The sequence below is a fragment of the Vreelandella zhaodongensis genome (assembly GCF_013415115.1).
In the GTDB taxonomy this organism is placed as follows: domain Bacteria; phylum Pseudomonadota; class Gammaproteobacteria; order Pseudomonadales; family Halomonadaceae; genus Vreelandella; species Vreelandella zhaodongensis.
The window spans coordinates 169683-188351 of record NZ_JACCDD010000002.1 but is presented as its reverse complement, the minus strand read 5'-3'; the positions used below and the strand labels follow the sequence as shown (position 1 = coordinate 188351).

General features: G+C 54.7%; 15 protein-coding genes. 7 read left to right on the top strand and 8 right to left on the bottom strand.

The window, feature by feature from the left end:
- Positions 1-4 precede the first annotated feature (4 nt).
- Together HZS79_RS04325 and HZS79_RS04320 are read right to left on the bottom strand one after the other, a co-directional pair.
- Positions 5-1534: an aldehyde dehydrogenase gene (locus tag HZS79_RS04325; protein ID WP_162217070.1), complete on the bottom strand. Its 1530-nt coding sequence runs from the start codon at positions 1532-1534 to the stop codon at positions 5-7.
- Positions 1531-2778, bottom strand: a complete 1248-nt coding sequence (locus HZS79_RS04320; RefSeq protein WP_162217071.1) for a M20 family metallo-hydrolase — start codon at positions 2776-2778, stop codon at positions 1531-1533. Before HZS79_RS04320 ends, HZS79_RS04325 begins: the two co-directional genes overlap by 4 nt.
- 162 nt (positions 2779-2940) lie before the next feature.
- Between HZS79_RS04320 and HZS79_RS04315 the strand changes: the two genes are divergently transcribed.
- The 3 genes from HZS79_RS04315 (at position 2941) to aguA (ending at position 6891) form a co-directional block, all read left to right on the top strand.
- The gene (locus HZS79_RS04315; protein WP_162217072.1) at positions 2941-4344 is read left to right on the top strand and encodes an aminotransferase; all 1404 of its coding nucleotides are present in this window, start codon (positions 2941-2943) and stop codon (positions 4342-4344) included.
- Positions 4345-4414: 70 nt separating this feature from the next.
- Positions 4415-5761: a Na+/H+ antiporter NhaC family protein gene (locus tag HZS79_RS04310; RefSeq protein WP_162217073.1), complete on the top strand. Its 1347-nt coding sequence runs from the start codon at positions 4415-4417 to the stop codon at positions 5759-5761.
- A complete protein-coding gene (gene aguA / locus HZS79_RS04305) occupies positions 5758-6891 on the top strand; it encodes an agmatine deiminase (protein WP_162217074.1) in 1134 nt (377 codons plus the stop codon). Before HZS79_RS04310 ends, aguA begins: the two co-directional genes overlap by 4 nt.
- Before the next feature lie 43 nt (positions 6892-6934).
- Here aguA and HZS79_RS04300 read toward each other — a convergent pair whose 3' ends face one another.
- The 4 genes from HZS79_RS04300 to HZS79_RS04285 form a co-directional block, all read right to left on the bottom strand.
- The gene (locus tag HZS79_RS04300) at positions 6935-8053 is read right to left on the bottom strand and encodes an alkene reductase (protein ID WP_162217075.1); all 1119 of its coding nucleotides are present in this window, start codon (positions 8051-8053) and stop codon (positions 6935-6937) included.
- Between the two features lie 256 nt (positions 8054-8309).
- Positions 8310-8492 carry a hypothetical protein gene (locus tag HZS79_RS04295; protein ID WP_162217076.1) on the bottom strand — a complete coding sequence of 61 codons (183 nt, stop codon included), beginning with the start codon at positions 8490-8492 and terminating at the stop codon, positions 8310-8312.
- A complete protein-coding gene (locus tag HZS79_RS04290; protein ID WP_179927139.1) occupies positions 8489-10771 on the bottom strand; it encodes a heavy metal translocating P-type ATPase in 2283 nt (760 codons plus the stop codon). Before HZS79_RS04290 ends, HZS79_RS04295 begins: the two co-directional genes overlap by 4 nt.
- A 68-nt stretch (positions 10772-10839) precedes the next feature.
- The gene (locus HZS79_RS04285; protein WP_162217078.1) at positions 10840-11373 is read right to left on the bottom strand and encodes a Spy/CpxP family protein refolding chaperone; all 534 of its coding nucleotides are present in this window, start codon (positions 11371-11373) and stop codon (positions 10840-10842) included.
- A 274-nt stretch (positions 11374-11647) separates the two neighbouring features.
- On the opposite strand from HZS79_RS04285, the gene HZS79_RS04280 reads away from it, so the two are divergent.
- The 3 genes from HZS79_RS04280 (at position 11648) to cls (ending at position 15159) form a co-directional block, all read left to right on the top strand.
- Positions 11648-11986: a hypothetical protein gene (locus tag HZS79_RS04280; RefSeq protein ID WP_162217079.1), complete on the top strand. Its 339-nt coding sequence runs from the start codon at positions 11648-11650 to the stop codon at positions 11984-11986.
- Between the two features lie 70 nt (positions 11987-12056).
- Entirely contained in the window at positions 12057-13661 is a 1605-nt protein-coding gene (locus tag HZS79_RS04275; RefSeq protein WP_179927138.1) for a multicopper oxidase family protein, read from the top strand.
- Positions 13662-13704: 43 nt separating this feature from the next.
- The gene (cls, locus tag HZS79_RS04270) at positions 13705-15159 is read left to right on the top strand and encodes a cardiolipin synthase (protein ID WP_179927137.1); all 1455 of its coding nucleotides are present in this window, start codon (positions 13705-13707) and stop codon (positions 15157-15159) included.
- A 19-nt stretch (positions 15160-15178) separates the two neighbouring features.
- Here the strand turns inward: cls and HZS79_RS04265 are convergent, their stop codons facing one another.
- Complete coding sequence (locus HZS79_RS04265; protein ID WP_162217083.1) at positions 15179-15550, bottom strand: hypothetical protein; 372 nt, start codon at positions 15548-15550, stop codon at positions 15179-15181.
- A 147-nt stretch (positions 15551-15697) separates the two neighbouring features.
- Complete coding sequence (locus HZS79_RS04260; RefSeq protein ID WP_179927136.1) at positions 15698-16888, bottom strand: M24 family metallopeptidase; 1191 nt, start codon at positions 16886-16888, stop codon at positions 15698-15700.
- 263 nt (positions 16889-17151) lie between these two features.
- Here HZS79_RS04260 and HZS79_RS04255 point away from each other — a divergent pair, with 263 nt between their 5' ends.
- Positions 17152-18444: an NAD(P)/FAD-dependent oxidoreductase gene (locus tag HZS79_RS04255; RefSeq protein WP_179927135.1), complete on the top strand. Its 1293-nt coding sequence runs from the start codon at positions 17152-17154 to the stop codon at positions 18442-18444.
- The last annotated feature ends 225 nt before the right edge of the window (positions 18445-18669 follow it).

Here is an 18669-nt window from a genome sequence, read left to right as displayed (position 1 = left end):
TTCCTTATGTTTTTAGCGACATCCAGATGGTTTTGATCTCGGTGTACTCGTCAAGCGAATGAAGCGATTTATCCCGCCCATTGCCTGATTGCTTAACACCACCGAACGGTACTGTCATATCGGGGCCTGCCCAGTTATTAACGTACACTTGCCCAGACTGGAGCTTGCGTGAAACGCGCATCACACGGTCAATATCCTGACTCCAGACCCCCGCCGCCAAGCCGAAGTCACTATCGTTAGCGAGCGCAAGCGCTTCGTCTTCGTTATCGAAGCCAAAGACCGCTAGCACTGGGCCGAAGATTTCCTCGCGACCTACTACCATCTTGGGCGTAACGTCATCGAAAATCGTGGGTGGGATAAATAGCCCAGGGCCGTTAAGCGGTTCTCCACCGGCTCTTAGCGTGGCTCCCTCTTCCTGGCCCTGGTGTATATAGTCAAGTACTCGGCGGTATTGGGTCTCGTCCACCATGGCACCCATAAAGCTTTCTGGGTCTAGTGGATCTCCCGGCTGCATTTGCTCGGCAGCTTTGACCACGCGGGCCACAAAGTCTTCACGGATACTGTTTTCTACCAACAAACGAGAGCCTGCAATACAGACCTCACCCTGATTGTGGAAAATAGCCGTTGCGGCATGCTGGGCAGCTTTGTCGAGATTCTGGCAGTCTGCAAAGATGATGTTGGGGCTTTTGCCTCCGCACTCTAAATAGACGCGCTTCAGATTTGACTGCCCTGCGTACTGCATCAGCTGTTTACCGACCTGTGTTGATCCGGTAAAAGCGAGGCAGTCGACCTGCATGGAGAGCGCCAGCGCTTTACCTACCGTATGACCATAGCCGGGTAGAACCTGAAAAACGCCCCTGGGCAGGCCTGCTTGCTGGGATAAACTAGCGAGGCGCAGCGCTGACAGCGGTGATTTTTCTGATGGTTTAAGGATGACGCTATTACCTGCTGCTAAGGCAGGGGCGATTTTCCAAGCGGTCATCATCAGCGGGAAGTTCCACGGTACGATTGCCGCAACGACACCCAAGGGTTCACGAACGATAAGCCCTAAATTGTTATCACCCGTGGGGGCAACTTCACCATAAAGTTTGTCGATGCTTTCCGCGGTATAGCGTAAACAGCTGATGGCGCCGTCGATATCACCCAAAGCGCTTGAAATAGGCTTGCCCATATCGAGCGTATCAAGCAGTGCCAGTTCATGCTTATGGTCCTGCATTAAGTCAGCAAGCTTAAGGAGGGTGACTTTACGCTGTGTCGGTGAGCGCTGTGCCCAATCGCCCTGTTGGAAAGCTTCTCGGGCGGCTTGAACCGCGAGTGCAGCGTCAGCATCATCACAGCTGGCCACCTCGGCTAACACGCTTCCGGTCGCAGGGTTAATCGTGGTAAGCGTGTTACCACTCTGGGCATCCACAAAGCGGTCGTTGATATACGCACGGGTTTCGAAATCGAGCTTTTCCGCTAATGCTCGCCACTCTGCCTGGTTGGTTGGGGCTGTGGTTGAAATAATTGTTGAGACAGTGGTTGGGGTGTTCATACGTTAACCTCCAGGCTGTTGGCGTTTTCGATAAGGGCATCACAGAGCGTTTGTGCGCCGAGGGCACAGTGTTCCGGTGTGGAATACTCCGCTTCATTGTGGCTAATACCATCGCGACAGGGTATGAACAGCATCGCAGTGGGGGCCACTCGTGAAACGTAAACAGCATCGTGACCAGCGCCGCTCATCATCCGGCGGTAAGGGATGCCGTGACATTTGGCTGCTCTTTCAAGCGCGGCAACACATTGTTCGTCAAACTTAACCACGGGAGAGGCCCAGGTACGTTCAAGGTTCACTGCTACGCCAAACGTTCCGGTAATGTCTGCTAACTCGCTGCGAAGGCGCTCTTCAAGTATGTCGAGTTGCTCATCCACGACATGCCGAAGATCGACAGTCAGGCTGACGTTGGCAGGGATGACATTGCGCGACGGTGTATCAATTTCCAGACAGCCAAAGGTTACCTTGGTATCGCCGCTGGTATCGTACACTGCATGGGTATACAGACGGTCAATTAATCTTGCGGCTGCCGCTAATGCGTCCTGGCGATAAGACATTGGAGTGGTGCCTGCATGGGCCGCATTACCGTGGATCGTCAGGTCAAACCAGCGCATCCCCTGCACGCCAGTGACAACGCCAATTGCCAGCTCCTCTTCTTCAAGCACTGGGCCTTGCTCAATATGCAGCTCAAAAAAGCTGGCTAGCTGCGGCTCCCCAATAGGCAGGCTACCTTTAAAGCCAGTCTCTTCAAGCGCTTGTCCAAAGGTAACGCCATTGGCATCCTGTCGAGCCAAGGTTTCCTCAACTGCGAAAACACCGGCATAGGTACCAGACGCTACCATGGCTGGTGCAAAGCGACTGCCTTCCTCGTTGGTCCAGACGATAAGTTCGAGCGGACGTTCGGTCACTACATTGTGATCGTGCAGGGAACGAAACACTTCTAATCCGGCGAGTACTCCCAGAACGCCATCGAAGCGTCCGCCTTTGGGTTGAGTATCTAGATGGCTGCCTGTCGCCACAGGTTTAAGGTCGTTACGCTTACCCGGTCGGCGGATAAAAAGATTGCCGACGCCATCAACACGCACTTGGCAGCCAATCTCTTCACACCACTCAATCAGTAGGTGCCTACCGGCAGCATCCTCCTGGGTAAGTGCCAAACGGTTACTTCCGCCGTTGGGTGTGGCGCCGATCTCTGCCATCGCCATTAAACTTGACCAAAGTCGCTGACCATCAATAGAAATCTGCATGGAAGCCTCTTCTTATGCTTATAGGGTGGTCTAAAGGCATTTACCTTAGGTGCCTCGTCGATAAGTCGATATACCCCAATGGGGATATATTCTTGGCATTGCCTACCCCGCTAGCCTGTGAACTCGCCTCAACAACGGCTTCCTATAAACGAGGGCTAAACGATGACCAAGAACAGGCCTACGCATGCTTACGACTCGCAAGATCTGTGGCAGAAGGATAAAGATCACTTTATCCACCCCTTTACAGACTTCAGCCTCTTCAACGAAAAAGGCTGTGACTTAATTACTGACAGCGAAGGCATCTATGTAGAGGATGTCCGTGGGAATCGCTTTATCGATGGCATCGCTGGATTGTGGTGCGTCAATGTAGGTCATGGTCGCGCTGAAATAGGGCAAGCGATGGCTGACCAAGCGACCCGTATGGCTTATTTCTCAACCTTTAACAACCTTTCTAACGCACCCGCCACTGAGCTGGCCGCCAAACTGGCTGAGCTTGCGCCTTCCCACTTAAACCATGTGTTCTACAGTTGCGGTGGATCAACGGCTAACGATGCCACTATCCGCTTAGTGCATTACTACTTCAACCGCTTGGGTAAGCCAACCAAGAAGCAGATTCTGTCACGTAATAACGCCTATCATGGCACTACCTATATGGCGGCAAGCCTCACTGGGATTGAGAGCAATAACTGGGAATTCGATACGCTCGATCACTTAGTAACGCATCTTAGCGAGGCTAACTGCTACCGCCGTCCTGAAGAAATGACGGAAGCCGAGTACTGTGACCATCTCGTTGATGAGCTGGAAAGTGCGATTGAACGAATTGGTGCAGACAATATTGCAGCGTTTATCGCAGAGCCCATTATGGGGGCTGGCGGCGTACTGATGGCTCCTCAGGGGTATCATGCGCGTATGCAGGCGGTGTGTCGTGCCAACCATATTCTTTACATCGCTGATGAGGTCGTCACTGGTTTTGGCCGACTGGGGCACTTCTTTGCCTCTGAGGCAGTGTTTGATACGCAGCCTGACATTATCAACGTAGCGAAAGGTCTCTCTTCTGGCTATGCACCGCTAGGAGCCACGCTGATATCTGACGAGCTGTATGCCGTTCTGAGTACTCCTCAGGGGCCAGGAGGGGTGCTGAGTACCGGATTCACTTATTCAGGGCATCCGGTCAGCTGTGCAGCAGCGCTTAAAAACATTGAGATTATTGAGCGTGAAGGCCTGTGTGAACATGTGCGCGACATTGGCCCCTACCTTGAGCGCAAGCTAAAAACATTAGCGGCTCACGAGACAATCGGCGACATTCGTGGCAGTCATTTTATGATGGCGATTGAAAATGTCGCAGATAAAGCCACCAAAGAGCTGTTGCCCGTTGAAGCGCGGGTGGGTGATCGCGTGGCTGCCGAAGCACAGAAACGTGGTCTGATCATCCGTCCGGTGGGACACCTCAATATTATTTCCCCCCCTTTAATTTGGACGCGTCAAATCGTTGACGAGGTGGTAGCCATTTTAGATGAGTCCTTTGCCGCGACCACGCTCTCACTTAAAGCGGATGGTTACTTGTAACGACCGGTATCAAAGCGGGTACGATTGCACCCGCTTCGAGTCTTAATACAACGATAAAGAGACACGACCCATGGAAGATTATGGAGTTCTAAGCCTAATACCTACCCTGGTTGTCTTGGTAATGGCGATTGTTACCAGACGTACTATCGAGTCACTCCTTGCGGGTGCCATCGTCGGGCTATTAATGTATCAGCCTCTCGACATTGTCACTCAAGGCTCGGATATCCTATTGGATGTACTCGCCAATGACACAGTTACCTGGATTATTCTAGTCTGTGGGCTTTTTGGTAGTTTAATTGCACTCCTCGTGAAAATGGGGGGTGTTTTAAGCTTTGGTAATGCGATTACGAAGCGCATTCATTCTCGGCGCCAGAGCCTTTTAGCAACTTGGGTGTTGGGCTTGATCATCTTTGTTGATGATTATCTTAATGCATTAACGATCAGCGCCTCTATGAAAAAGGTGACAGATCGCTTTAATGTATCACGGGAGAAGTTAGCGTATATCGTTGACTCCACGGCAGCGCCAATCTGTATTCTTGTACCTTTTTCAACCTGGGCTGTTTTCTTTGCGGGGTTACTTGAAGACAACAATGTTGCAGGCAATGGAATGGGTCTGTACATCGAGGCAATACCGTTTATGTTCTACGCTTGGGTGGCAGCTGCGTTGGTGCCCATGGTTGCAATGGGCTGGATTCCCAACTTGGGACCGATGCGTGCTGCCGAGGCCAGAGCGGCGGGTGGCCAACCCCAGCCAGAAGGGGTAGAAGAGAATGCCCTTGAAGTGGGCAATGAGTGCACTAAACACCCTCACTTAATCAACTTCTTACTCCCCATAGCGACGCTGATTTTCTTTACCTGGTACTTTGAAATCGATATTTTACGGGGCGTTATTGTCGCGCTTGTCGTCACCTTAGTATTAATAGCAGTTCAAAAACTCTTAAGCTTTAACGATACGTTCGATACTGCGCTCGATGGCTTTAAAGCGATGATTATGCCACTAGGAACCTTGGTGGCGGGGTTCGTTTTGAAAGAAGTGAATGACTTGCTTGGGTTGACAGGTTTTGTCATCGCGACAGTAGAACCCTTAATGACAGCCAGCATGCTACCGGCCGTCGTGTTTATTACCATGGCGTTTCTGGCCTTTGCTACCGGTTCCTTTTGGGGAATATTTATTATTGCAATGCCCATCGTACTACCGCTAGCCAGTGGTATGGATGCCCATATGCCCCTCGTTGTGGGTGCTTTAATATCCGCCAGTGCTTTTGGAAGCCATGCGTGCTTTTATGGTGACTCAACGGTGCTTTCTGCCCAGGGAGCGGGTTGCTCGCCAATGGCCCATGCGCTGACTCAGCTTCCCTATGTGCTGATTGCAGCCTCTATTGCTGCAGGCATTTTTATGTTGGTAGGTCACCTATGAAACAGACAGTGTCAGCCCCACAACGTGGGGCTCCTTCTCAAAATAGTGAGCTGGTAACGCCAGCGTCTCTTGGCTACTCGATGCCTGCTGAGTTTGCACCCCATGAAGCGTGCTGGATGTTGTGGCCGCAACGCCCTGATACATGGCGCTATGGTGCCAAGCCTGCGCAGCAAGCGTTTGCTGACGTGGCTATTGCGATTGCCGAAAGTGAAACCGTCTTCGTGGGTGTTAATGATGAGCAGTATGAAAATGCCCGTAACCAGCTTCCTGCCCATATTCGTGTGGTCGAGTTGTCCAGTAACGATGCCTGGATGCGTGATGTAGGGCCTACCTTTGTGACTCACCCCGATGGGCATCTTGCCCTGATTGACTGGGAGTTTAATGCCTGGGGCGGTTTGAAAGAAGGGCTCTACTTTCCCTGGGATAAGGATAGGCGTATCCGTTGCAAGATCAGTGAAATGCTGGGTATCCAGCGTTTTGAAGCCCCTCTTGTTCTGGAAGGCGGGGCAATACATGTGGATGGTGAAGGAACCCTGATCACGACAGAAGAGTGTTTGCTGAACCCCAACCGCAACCCAGATATGGACCGAGAAACCATTGAGCGCTGGCTTCAGGAGTATTTGGGAATTAGTAAAGTTATTTGGCTCCCCCGTGGATGTTATCTAGACGAGACCGATGGCCACGTAGACAACCTGTGCTGTTTCATTGCACCTGGGCAAGTCGCGTTGACGTGGTGTGATGATGAGCAGGATCCCCAAGGGATTATCTCGAGAGAAGCGTTAAGCGTGCTGGAAAATGCAACGGATGCCAAAGGCCGGCAGCTAACGGTTCATAAGCTACCGATACCTGGCCCACTCTATATTGCCGAGGATGAAGCCAGTGGTTTAGACCGTCTCAACAGTTCACACCCTAGGCTGCCAGGAGACCGAATGGCGGGGTCTTATGTGAACTTTTATATAGGCAATTCCGTTGTGGTGATGCCGTTGTTAGACCCTCGTCACGACGGCGAAGCGGAAAGCATACTCTCGGCACTCTTTCCTACGAAGCGCGTCATTGGCGTGCCTGCCCGTGAAATACTGCTTGGTGGGGGCAACATACACTGTATTACCCAGCAACAGCCCCGCGTATAGCTACACTTCCCCCAGCTCATCAGCTGGGGGGAGCACAAGACTGTTAGCCCATACGATCGTAGCCGTTATTCATAAACGGATAATCGGTGTAGCCCTTTTCATCACCACCGTAGAACGTTTCATGGTTCGGCTCAGTGAGTGGTGCATTTACTCGGAAGCGTTCCGGCAAATCGGGGTTGGCGATATAAGGGCGGCCAAAGGCCACCGCATCGGTGGTGTTTTGGTTAATCCGTATTTCCGCGCGTTCTGCGTCGTAGTTGCCGCAGTAAATCAGACTGCCGTTAAAGCGCTCACGCATTTGCTCACGAAAGCCATCAGGGAAGGTGATGTCGCCACCGATCCAGTTAGGCTCGTTTAAGTGCAGGTAGGCCAAGCCGCGTTTGGAAAGCTGCTCTGCCAGATAGAAGGCCATGGCTTCAGGCTCATCATCCGTTAGGCCAAACAGTTCGATAAAGGGCGTCAAGCGAATGCCCACGCGCTCTGCACCGAACACCTCAGTGACTGCATCCACGACTTCTAGCGGGAAGCGAGCCCGGTTTTCCAACGAGCCGCCATACTGGTCGGTGCGCTGGTTAGTACCGGTGGCCAGGAACTGATTTAGTAGATAAGCGTTAGCCGCGTGGACTTCCACCATATCGAAGCCTGCGCGTTTGGCGCGAACCGCCGCTTGGCGGTAGTCATCAACAATGCCGGGGATCTCATCGGTTTCCAGTGCGCGGGGTGTGCTGGTAGGGTGCTGGCCAGCCGTCCCGTCTTCAAACTCAACAAAGCACTGAGCGCCTTCCCCCTTTAACGCGCTAGGGGCCACGGGCTGTTGACCATCCGGCTGCACCATTTCATGGGACACGCGCCCAACGTGCCACAGCTGCAGCGCGATACGGCCACCTTTGGCATGTACTGCATCGACAACGCCTTTCCATCCTGCCTCTTGTTCATCCGTCCAAATGCCTGGCGTATACACATAACCCTTGGCAGTGGGAGAGATGTTGGTTGCTTCACTAATAATCAGACCGGCGCCTGCCCGCTGGCCGTAATAGGCTTCCTGCAAGGTGCCCGGCACGCTGTCTGGGGTGCGCGAGCGGGTCAGAGGCGCCATGATCACGCGGTTCGGGATGGATAAACTACCCAGCTGCAGAGGGCTGAAAAGCGTTGCATACGCCATGGGCAAACTCCTTTTGGAAACGGTCAATTACATTGCGGCGAATAGAATAGACCAGTTTACTATTAAATGCTAACCAAGTAAGTGCCAGCCAAGTCATTGTTGACCAATACAGCGCAGCCATGGAATGAGGTGGGTAAAGGTAAAGCAAAGGGGTTGCGTCCACCTTCCCGTGCGAAGCGATCTTTTAAAGCACTTGCTATTGATTCAGGTTATTTATCCCTACGAGCTGCTTGTGAGAGCTGTGAGGAAGGGCCGCTCAATCATCGTTATCCTGACTGTGGCGATGCAAATAGAAATGCAGCACTAGGCAGAGCCCCATAGGCACGAGCAGCAACCAGGTACTGCTGCCGAAAGGGTTGCCACGCCACAGCACGATCAGCATGGCCACCCCCATTAGCACCAAACAGGTGGTCATCATCCAGTGGCGAAGCCGGTTCATCGGAGGACTCCTTGTGGGCTCTCGCGGGTGAAGCGTCGCTTTAGTAACAACGAGTTGCCGATCACCGACAGAGAGCTTGCCGTCATGGCTATAACACCAACCATCGGGTGCAACAGGCCGATAGCAGCGATGGGAATCGCCGCCACGTTATAAGCGCTGGCCCAGATTAAGTTCTGGACGATCTTGCCGTAGGTGGCGCGGCTGAGGTGCATGGCGTCTACCACGGCGGTCAGTTCGCCGCGTACCAGCGTCACGTCGGCGGCTTCGATGGCCACGTCTGCCCCAGCACCGATAGCGATGCCGACGTTGGCTTGGGTGAGGGCGGGGGCGTCATTTATGCCATCGCCAACCATTGCGACGTGGTTGCCGTGTTTTTCCTGTAGGGCACGGATGGCATCCACCTTACCCTCCGGCAACACCCCGGCCTGGACTTCGTCGATGCCAACCTCATCGGCCACGGCATGAGCAGCGCGTTCGTTATCGCCGGTAATCATCACCACGTGCAAGCCCAACGCGTGCATGCCGCGAATGGCTTCTACTGATTGCTCCTTAAGCGTATCGGCCACCGCCACCAGGCCCAGGGCTTGGCCGTCAGCAGCGACAATAACCACGGTGCGCCCCTTGTTCTCAAGCTTCTTCATGGCCTCATCGAGTGCCTCTAAGTCAGACACGCCTTCCTCTTCCAGCAATCGGCGGTTGCCGATTAGCACCGCTTCGTCGCCAACCTTGCCTGAGACACCACGCGCACCTGTTGAACGAAACTCGCTGACGTCCTGGATTTTGATGTCACGTTCTCGAGCACCGTCGACGATGGCACGGGCGATGGGGTGTTCCGAAGCGTTCTCAACACTCGCTGCAAGGGTGAGCAAGCGCGACTCCTCAATTCCTACCGCAACGATGGCATCGGTGAGTTTTGGCTCACCGCGGGTAATGGTGCCGGTCTTGTCGAGCACTATCACTTTGACATCCTTGAAGGTCTGGATTGCTTCGCCGGAACGGATCAGGATGCCGCGTTCGGCACCGATACCTGAGCCCACCATCAGCGCAGTGGGCGTGGCTAGGCCCAGAGCGCAGGGGCAGGCGATGACCAGCACAGCAATGGCGGCAAGGATCGCCAGCACCGGGGTGGCGGCTTCAGGGTTAACCCAGGGCAAGAATGTGGATCCCCATTCGAGGATCGGCCGCAGGGTGTCCGGGAATACTGCCCAGGTGACCAGGCTCACCAGGGCGATAGCCAGAACCGCTGGCACAAAGCGGCCGGTCATGCGGTCGGCGAACTCCTGGATAGGCACCCGGGAACCCTGGGCTTGGTCGATGAGCTTGACCACCTGGGAGAGAAATGTATCGCCGCCGACTCGCGTGGCTTTCACGCGCAAGCGTCCCTCCTTATTAATGGTGGCACCGATCACGCTGTCACCAGCGCTTTTGTAGACTGGTATTGACTCGCCTGTGGCAATGGACTCGTCAAGATGACTTTCGCCCTCGACCACCTCGCCGTCTGTGGGGATTTTATCGCCCGGCCGAACGATCATGATATCGCCTGGAGCCAGCTCCTTGACCGGCACTTCGACTTCCTCGCCATCGCGTTCCACGCGAGCCGTCTTGGCACCCAATGTCATCAGGCGGCGGATGGCCTGGGAGGCGCGCCCCTTGGCTAGGGCCTCTAGGTAACGGCCGAGTAGGTGAAAAGTCATGATGGTAGCGGCCATCTCGATGAACGAGGTCATGGGCGTAATAAAGCCAACCAAACCGATCAAATAGGGGGGAAGGCTGCCCATGGAGATCAACACATCCATGTTGAAGGTGCGGTTCTTCAGCGAGCGCCAGGTTGATTTGTGGGTGGCGATACCGCCATAAAGAAACACCACTGGAAAGGCCAGTAGGGCGACAATCGCCAGATAGCCGGGGATTGGCTGCCAGAACATGTGCGGTATCATCAGCAGCATGATCAGGGTGGTGGGTAGCGCGGCGATGATCAGCCGTTTGCGAGCCTGAGAAAGGTAGGCCTCTTCGATCTCGGCGTCGCTGTCGCTGCCCTCCGTATCATCGCTCTGTACGGCAGCTACGTCGTAGCCAGCACCTTCCACGGCGCTTTTGAGTGCGCTGCTGTCCGGGCCGCCTGCTTCAATGGTGATACTGACGTGGTGGTTGGCAATATTGATCTGGATCTTATCTACGCCATCAAGGCGTTCTAGTGTCTTGCGCACGATACCGGCACAGTGGTCGCTGCCCATGCCGGGTACCGTCAGGGTAATCGTGTTCGGTGGCGAATCGTTCATCGCACGCCTCCTGCGGGTGTAGCCGCTCTGTGGCTGCTCGGGTGCTCTGGCGTTTCTATCGAAGCGATTCAGTGATGGGCGTCGTGGTTGTCGGGATCGACGTCACTCTCTAGTGTGGCTTGCTGAAGTTGCTGGCGCTGCTCGTCGGTCATGAGGTCATGCATGGCATTACGCATGCGCACCATCTCGGCCATCATTTCGCCGTGTAGCTCGGCCATCCGACTATGTTTCGCCTGAACGGCCTCGGGGTCGGGGCGTTCGCTATGCATCTCGGCCATCAGGTCGTCGCGCAGGTTCATTAGGCGGCCCTTGCGCTCGAACTGGGCGGGGCGGTGTTCCTGCATCAGCTTGCGCATCTCGCTGCGCTGCTCTGAGTCGAGCATCTCCTGCGGCATACCCATACCGGCTCCACCCATCATCGGGCAGGGCATTATCCCGCCACTCATTATGCCGAATCCCATACCTCCTTGGCCGCCGCCCATCATGCCGCTTCCCTGGCCGGAGTGGCTGCCTGGCATACCTTGGGCCAAGGCAGTGCTGGTACCACTGATACTCAGTACCAGAACCAAGCCAATGGTGAGGGTTTGCTTGCGGATAGTCATGATCGTTCTCCTTTCTCGGTAGGCTCATATTGGGAAGTGCTATGTATAAAAGCGCTTTTGTCTTAAGTATTGATGCTATGTGCAGCACGTAGGTCAATTTTTGATATAACGTTTAGGCATGCCTCAGGCGCATCAGGACGTAAAACAAGACAGTTTATTGACGTGTATCAATTCAGTGATTCGCTAACCTGCATGCTGCACTTGGGTTGCTTGTGACTACTTCGCCATGAAATACTCTTCATGTCTTCGACCCCATAGTGATAACGCCTTCCTCATGACTGGTTCCGCTTTTAAATGGCTTCTTTGCGTGCTGCTAGGCTTTGCCTTAGCGCAGCCGATAACGGTCATGGCGATTGATTATCATGAAAATACACCTTGCCTGGTCACTGGAGTTGATCAAGCAAGTGGGGCAGCTGAGCTTAATGGGGTGGTCAGTGGTGGTGACCACGATACTTCTCATGCACCAGAGTGCGGCATGCCCTGTGCTCAATGCGCGGCAAATTTGGCCATGCCCATCGAAGACGTAACCTCTGCTATGCCTGCCTTGCCTTGTTACTTAGTTAACTGGTTACCGGCCCATCGCGCCCCCCTTGAACGTCCTCCTCGCGTTTAACCCTTCATCGCTGAACGTTCCGCTCGTTTGTAGCGGGCCATGATGATGGTTTCAATCACGAGGAATACTTATGAAACGCCGCGAATTCCTTCGCTACACTACCCTGGGTGGTCTTGCCCTCTCAGGATCTGGCCTATTGGTTCACGCGTTGGCTGGACGACATAGCCAGACGTTACCAACAGCTCTGCTAGATAACGCTAGCATTCCTGCAGGGCAGCCCCTTCAGCCACTGCCTCGGATTGTAAATTTGAGTGATCAGGTTGGGCGCTTTCGCAGTGTGTTAACCCCAGCTGCCCATGCGGTGCCAATGGGCGATGGGCTGGAGGCAAAGTTGTGGCTCTACAATGGAAAAGTGGCACCGCTGATTGAAGTGCGCGAGGGGGATGAGCTGGACATTACCCTAATGAATGAGCTTGCTCAGGAAACCACGCTGCATTGGCATGGGGTGCCAGTCCCCCAGGCCCAAGATGGAGCTCCTTGGGACGCTGTCGCATCAGGTGAGTCACGACATTATCGCTATATCCTTCATAGGGGGAGTGCAGGGTTACACTGGTTCCATCCCCACCCGCATGAAGGCACTGCTCGACAGGTAGCTCATGGCTTAGCGGGTGCATTGTTGGTCAAGCCTCGGCTAGACGTGCTGCCGGTAGAGGTGGAGGAGCATCTGTTAGTGGTCAGCGACCTACGCCTGACCACGGAAGGCGAGGTTGCACCGCATACCGCCGAGGACTGGATGAATGGTCGCGAGGGCGAGTTGCTGCTGGTCAATGGTCAGCGTGAGCCGCGCCTCGATATTGCACCCGGCACAACTCTGCGCCTGCGGCTGATCAATGCCTGTGCTGGCCGCTACTTACGGCTACGCCTGGAAGATCACGAACTGACCCTAATCGGCACTGACGGTGGGCTGATCGAACGGCCGCAGCCACTCGAGGAGTTGTTGATCACCCCGGGTGAGCGAGTCGATCTGCTAGTACGGATAAGCGAGAAATCTGAAAGGAGTTTTGAACTGGCGAGTCATCCCTATGCACGTGGTTGGATGGGGGCTCAACCGGCCCATCTGGACGAGATTGCTCCGCTATTATCGATTCATACCCTTAACGCTGGAGTATACCCCGCCGTCGCGTTACCTGACCCCTTGTCCCATATCGAACCCCTGGGCGAACCAGCGGTGAGACGTCGAGTGGAACTGACCGAGGTGATGCCAGATCATGGCGATCATAATGAGGCGAGTGGTGATCCGCATGCCAGCCACGGAGGTAGTGACAGTCATCACGGGACCCATAGGCCGAGGCATGGGGCGAGCCACACTAGCGACGATGATGGCGCGGTTCGGCCCGGGGTGGATTTCCTGATCAACGGCCGTGCCTTTGCCATGGACGAGGTCTTGTTCGAAGGCCAGGTCGGCGAGGTGGAGGAGTGGGAAGTCTTCAATAACTCTCACATGGACCACCCCTTTCACGTGCACGGAACTCATTTCCAGGTGATAGCGACCCGCGATGCCGACGCTGATTGGCGCGAGGCGCCTTGGCTGGCCTGGAAAGACACTGTCAACTTGGCGCCCTATCAACGCATGAAGCTGCGCCTAGTCTTCCGAGAACCCGGCGACTGGCTGTTCCACTGCCACATCATCGAACACGAGGAGCTGGGAATGATGGCGACAATCCGTATCGGCTGAGTCAGAGGCTATTGCTCTCCCTGTCGGGAGGTATGGGAGATATATGGGCAACAAGAGAGAGAGGCTAAAACCTCGTCCCTGGCGAAAGCTACTATTGTTGGTGGGCATCGCCCACCTGATAGGCCTTATTTCATCACTTGATGCGATGATGTCGAGCCGTACCTCTCAGGGGGCGGTGGCCTGGATCGTTTCACTAAACACATTGCCCTATGTGGCGGTTCCGGCCTACTGGGTGTTCGGCCGAGCGAGGTTCCAGGGCTATGTCTCGGCACGGCGCGACGAGAACTCGGTACTGGGGCAGGCACTGGCCGAGAAATTGGCAGAATTGCGCGCTCATGGGGTTTCGGCCGCACATGCTGACAAACATCTGTTGGGTGTGGAACAGTTGGCCAAGCTGCCTTTTCTCGGTGGTAACCGAGTAAAGCTACTGATCGACGGTGAGCAGACCTTCGAGAGCTTGTTTGCCGGTATTGAGGCCGCTGAGCGCTATCTGCTGGTGCAGTTTTATATCGTGCGGGCTGATGAAGTGGGATTGGAGCTGCAAGCACGGCTGATCGAGAAGGCCAAGGAGGGAGTGGAGGTCTTCTTTCTATACGATGAAATCGGCAGCTATGCGTTGCCGAACCGCTATCTCCAGACGCTGGAAGAGGCGGGTGTGCGAGTGCATCGCTTTCACTCCACGCGGGGGGCGGGCAATCGCTTCCAGCTCAACTTTCGCAACCACCGCAAAATCGTGGTGGCCGATGGGGAAAGGGCCTGGGTCGGCGGGCTCAATGTCGGCGATGAGTACCTGAAAGGCCACCCGCGAATCGGCCCATGGCGTGACACCCACCTGATGATCGAGGGGCCTGCGGCCCTGGCGCTGCAACTGGTATTTCTCGAAGATTGGTACTGGGCGACCGAGGAACTGCCCGAGCTTCCCTGGTCACCGGTGGTCCCAAGTGGACATGGTACACCGGTATTAATTCTTCCGAGTGGACCTGCAGACCGTTTTGAGACCGCCAGCCTGATGATTCAACAGGCGATCCACGCCGCGCATGAGCGTATCTGGATATCCAGCCCGTACTTTGTTCCAGATGAGGGGGTGCTATCTATGCTTAAGCTAGCGGCGCTAAGCGGTGTAGAGGTAAAAATCCTAATCCCTGAGCGTCCAGATAATCTGCTGACCTATTTTGCTGCCTATGCTTTTCTCGATTCGCTGCTTAATGCAGGGGTTGAGGTCTATCGCTATGAGGAGGGTTTCCTTCATGGAAAGGCCTTCCTGGTTGACGACATCGGTGCTGGGGTAGGGACCGTTAATCTCGACAACCGTTCTTTTCGTCTCAACTTCGAAGTCACGGCGCTTGTGATGGACCCTGGCTTTGCCGCCGAGGTTGATTCGATGTTCAAAGCGGACTTCTCGCGAGCTCGGCAGATGCAGCCAGAGGAGCTTGATGATAAGCCGCTCTGGCATCGAGTAGCCGCTCGGGGAGCGTATCTCCTGGCCCCTGTGCTCTAAGGCGGGGCTGGCAGGCTGCTTAGGCTCTCTGCCAAGGCCAGCGGCGCTTGGCTGGCGTATTGATCTGTTCAATAGCGTTGGTCAGCGCCAGCATGATGGCGCTCAGCTGGCGGTGGCAAGCAGCGCTACTTAGCACGCCAGGGCACTGCTTGAGGAGTAAGTCGCACTGCTGAGAGGCGATGAATATTTGCTCGGTGACGGGAGGGGCGAAGAGAGGCTTCGCTTGCTGGCTGCAGCGGGTCAGCTCCCGTGACAGCAGGGTGAGCATACTGGTGTCTAGCCAGCAGGGTAGCGGGTCATCCAGCCGACCAGCAATAGAGTGCTGCACCGCTTCGAAAGACGTGCGCAAAAATATCAACGTTTGGCGAAGCTGGCGCTGCTCACTAGTCATCGTGCTTACCCCACCTCAAATAACGGCTACCTCAGATAAATGAGAAAAGATAGTGTTTCTCATTTGCATCTTATGTGACGATAGCGCTGGTTAATCGTACTGTCAATCCTGGGCTATTAGCGTGGTTATCTATGCGTTATTTACCCGTTACTTATCCGTTGCCTGATAGAGCTGCCAATCGTTGTTGGTGAGTGGCTCGGCGCCGTGCTGGGTAACCACTACGGTATCGCTTAGCCCTACGCCCCACTGACCAGGAACGCGCAGGCAAAGCGGCAGGTGAAAGACCATGTTCTCTTCGAATGGACGATGCAGACCTTGGGCAATATAGCCGGTGCCTTCAACCCAGCTAGGGGGAAACTGTGCGCCCACGGCGTAGCCAAACACCCCCGAGAAGAAGAGCTGATCGCGGGTGGGTGCCAGCAGTGCATCTGCCGCCTTAGCGGCATCATCAAAGGTGTTGCCCGGTTTCATATAGCTGCACAGCGACTCGAACAGCGAACGGCACAGGTCGCGGGTAGCGGTTAATTCAGCACTAGGTTTTCCAGTCACGGCGGTACGCATCATCGGGGCGGTATAGCGCTGGTAAGCGGCACCGAATTCTAAAAATATCGGTTCATTGGGCTGTATGACGCGGCGCTTATGGTTAACGTGAATCACCCCGATGCGGTGCCCGCTGGTCACGATAGGCTGCAAACTCATGAACTCGCTGCCGTTCTCGAGCAGTGCTTTAGCACCGATGGCAGCAATATCGTTATCGGTCATGCCTGGGCGAATAGCGGCCATCGCAGCCTCTAAACCTGCAGCAGTGATTCGTGCACTTTCGCTGAGCATTTCAAGTTCGGCGCTACTTTTCACAATGCGAACCGTATCCAGTAGGTCACCTGCTTCGCAGAAGTGTTCTTTGCCCACTGAGGTGGTTAGTGCGTCCATCACGCCAACACGCAGGCCGCTGCTCCAGCCATCGATGCCAATGTGCTTGCAAGAGGTGAGTAAGTCCGCTAGCGGCGTGATGATCTCATCCAGGTTTTCCCATCGGTAACCGATGATCTCATCCACTCGGGCAGTGACCACCGCCGCCCCTGTTTCAATAGATGCCACCTGCAACACCAACTGTGTAGGTGTGCACACTAAGCAGGCGTGTACCGATACCTCAAAGGTGTGATAGCCGGTCAGGTAGTTAATATCGGCAGGGTCAGTCAGCAGCAATGCATCTAACCCGCGCTGCGCCATGGCATGGCGCACCTTGTCGAGGCGTGTTTGGTATTCGGTGGGCGCAAAGGGCAGTTCACTTTGAGCCAGGGTCTCGGCAAGGGCGGTGCGGTAGTGTTGATAATCCATAGCGGCCTCCAGCATTCGTTAAGGCCAGTATAGGCGCCCATTTGCGTAGGGAGTCGGCTGTCTTCCTCAACGCAAGCCATAAATCTAAGTCGTTTCAGAATGGTATTTGATAGGCTCGCTAAACCGGCCTTGGTTGGGTGCCCTTTAATTGATTAGTGTTGCGTTTTAAGCAACATTGTTTTTTTGAAAATGCCGCGGGTTGCGAATTCATGCGGTGATAGATATGATCGATTGTTTAAAATAATCAACAATAGGAGCGGAGAATGCAATCTCAAGTGTCTTCTGGCCATGTGGCCTCTTACTACGCGGCATCGGCTAATGCTGGGCCGCAAAGGCCAGCGCTGAGTGGCGATGTTGAATGTGATGTCTGTGTGGTGGGGGCTGGATTTACGGGGATCTCAGCAGCGCTGCATTTGGCGGAGCGCGGCCATCGAGTGGTAGTGCTAGAAAGCGTGGCGATTGGTTTCGGGGCATCTGGTCGCAACGGGGGGCAGATCGTTAATAGCTATAGCCGTGATATGGATGTTATCGAGAAACAAAATGGCGCTGATACCGCTCGGGCGCTGGGTGCCATGGCATTTGAGGGTAACCAGATTATCCGTCAGCGCATTGAAAAGTATCAGATCGACTGCGACCTAAAAGAAGGCAACCTGTTTGCTGCCTGCAACAAGAAACAGTGGGAAGGCTTAAAGGAGCAAAAAGCTTTGTGGGAGCGCTACGGCCATCAGCAGCTGGAGCTTCTGGAAGGCAAAGAGGTCAGGCGAGAGATCGGCAGCGAACGCTATGTGGGGGCGTTGGTGGATCACTCTGGTGGGCATCTTCACCCTCTTAATCTGGTGCTAGGGCAGGCGGCAGCGTTGGAGGCGTTGGGTGGCAAGATTTTTGAACACTCGCCCGTGACACAAGTGGAACATGGCGAGCCGGTAACGCTGCATACCCCCAAGGGACGAGTAACCGCCCAGCGGGTCGTAATGGCGGGTAATGCCTATATGCAAGGGCTGCTGCCTAAGCTGGAGCAAAAATCCATGCCGTGTGGTACTCAGATCATTACCACTGAGCCACTGTCTTCAGAGTTAGCCGCGCGCTTGCTGCCTCAGGATAAAGCGGTAGAAGATTGTAATTATCTACTGGATTACTATCGCCTGACCGCTGATAACCGGCTGCTGTATGGCGGTGGTGTTAACTATGGTGGGCAGCAATCCGCCAGTATTGAGGCGGCTATTCGGTCTAAAATGCTGACGACTTTCCCTGAGCTTGGCGATGTCCGCGTTGATTACGCCTGGAGCGGTAATTTTCTGCTGACGCTCAACCGCTTGCCCCAGTTCGGGCGTATTAACAGCAATGTTTACTATGCCCAGGGTTACTCTGGCCACGGGGTGACTTGCTCTCATCTGGCGGGCAAGTTGGTAGCTGAAACGATTAGCGGCGAAGAGGCGCGTTTTGAAGCCTTTGCGCAGATTTCCCACCTGCCAATGCCTGGTGGACGTTTGCTACGCGTGCCACTTTCCGCGATGGGGGCTTGGTTCTACGCCATGCGTGACCGGCTGGCGGTGTAGCGCCGGTTAATTGGATGGTTGCTTGGAAGCGGGGGGCATAAGTGTGTCTGCCCGTTTTTATTTGCCACAGACGCTTACGGGGCACACGGAATAAAAAACGCATCGAAAGGCGAAATGCCAGGGCAAGGCAGCTAGAGATGACGAGAGAGATGACGAGAGAGAGATGACGAGAGAGAGATGACGAGAGAGAGATGACGAGAGAGAGATGACGAGAGAGAGAGGCGT

Coding starts and splice junctions, on each gene's coding strand:
- HZS79_RS04325 (WP_162217070.1), bottom strand. CDS start 1,534: ATGAACACCCCAACCACTGTCTCAACAATTATTTCAACCACAGCCCCA.
- HZS79_RS04320 (WP_162217071.1), bottom strand. CDS start 2,778: ATGCAGATTTCTATTGATGGTCAGCGACTTTGGTCAAGTTTAATGGCG.
- HZS79_RS04315 (WP_162217072.1), top strand. CDS start 2,941: ATGACCAAGAACAGGCCTACGCATGCTTACGACTCGCAAGATCTGTGG.
- HZS79_RS04310 (WP_162217073.1), top strand. CDS start 4,415: ATGGAAGATTATGGAGTTCTAAGCCTAATACCTACCCTGGTTGTCTTG.
- aguA (WP_162217074.1), top strand. CDS start 5,758: ATGAAACAGACAGTGTCAGCCCCACAACGTGGGGCTCCTTCTCAAAAT.
- HZS79_RS04300 (WP_162217075.1), bottom strand. CDS start 8,053: ATGGCGTATGCAACGCTTTTCAGCCCTCTGCAGCTGGGTAGTTTATCC.
- HZS79_RS04295 (WP_162217076.1), bottom strand. CDS start 8,492: ATGAACCGGCTTCGCCACTGGATGATGACCACCTGTTTGGTGCTAATG.
- HZS79_RS04290 (WP_179927139.1), bottom strand. CDS start 10,771: ATGAACGATTCGCCACCGAACACGATTACCCTGACGGTACCCGGCATG.
- HZS79_RS04285 (WP_162217078.1), bottom strand. CDS start 11,373: ATGACTATCCGCAAGCAAACCCTCACCATTGGCTTGGTTCTGGTACTG.
- HZS79_RS04280 (WP_162217079.1), top strand. CDS start 11,648: ATGACTGGTTCCGCTTTTAAATGGCTTCTTTGCGTGCTGCTAGGCTTT.
- HZS79_RS04275 (WP_179927138.1), top strand. CDS start 12,057: ATGAAACGCCGCGAATTCCTTCGCTACACTACCCTGGGTGGTCTTGCC.
- cls (WP_179927137.1), top strand. CDS start 13,705: ATGGGCAACAAGAGAGAGAGGCTAAAACCTCGTCCCTGGCGAAAGCTA.
- HZS79_RS04265 (WP_162217083.1), bottom strand. CDS start 15,550: ATGACTAGTGAGCAGCGCCAGCTTCGCCAAACGTTGATATTTTTGCGC.
- HZS79_RS04260 (WP_179927136.1), bottom strand. CDS start 16,888: ATGGATTATCAACACTACCGCACCGCCCTTGCCGAGACCCTGGCTCAA.
- HZS79_RS04255 (WP_179927135.1), top strand. CDS start 17,152: ATGCAATCTCAAGTGTCTTCTGGCCATGTGGCCTCTTACTACGCGGCA.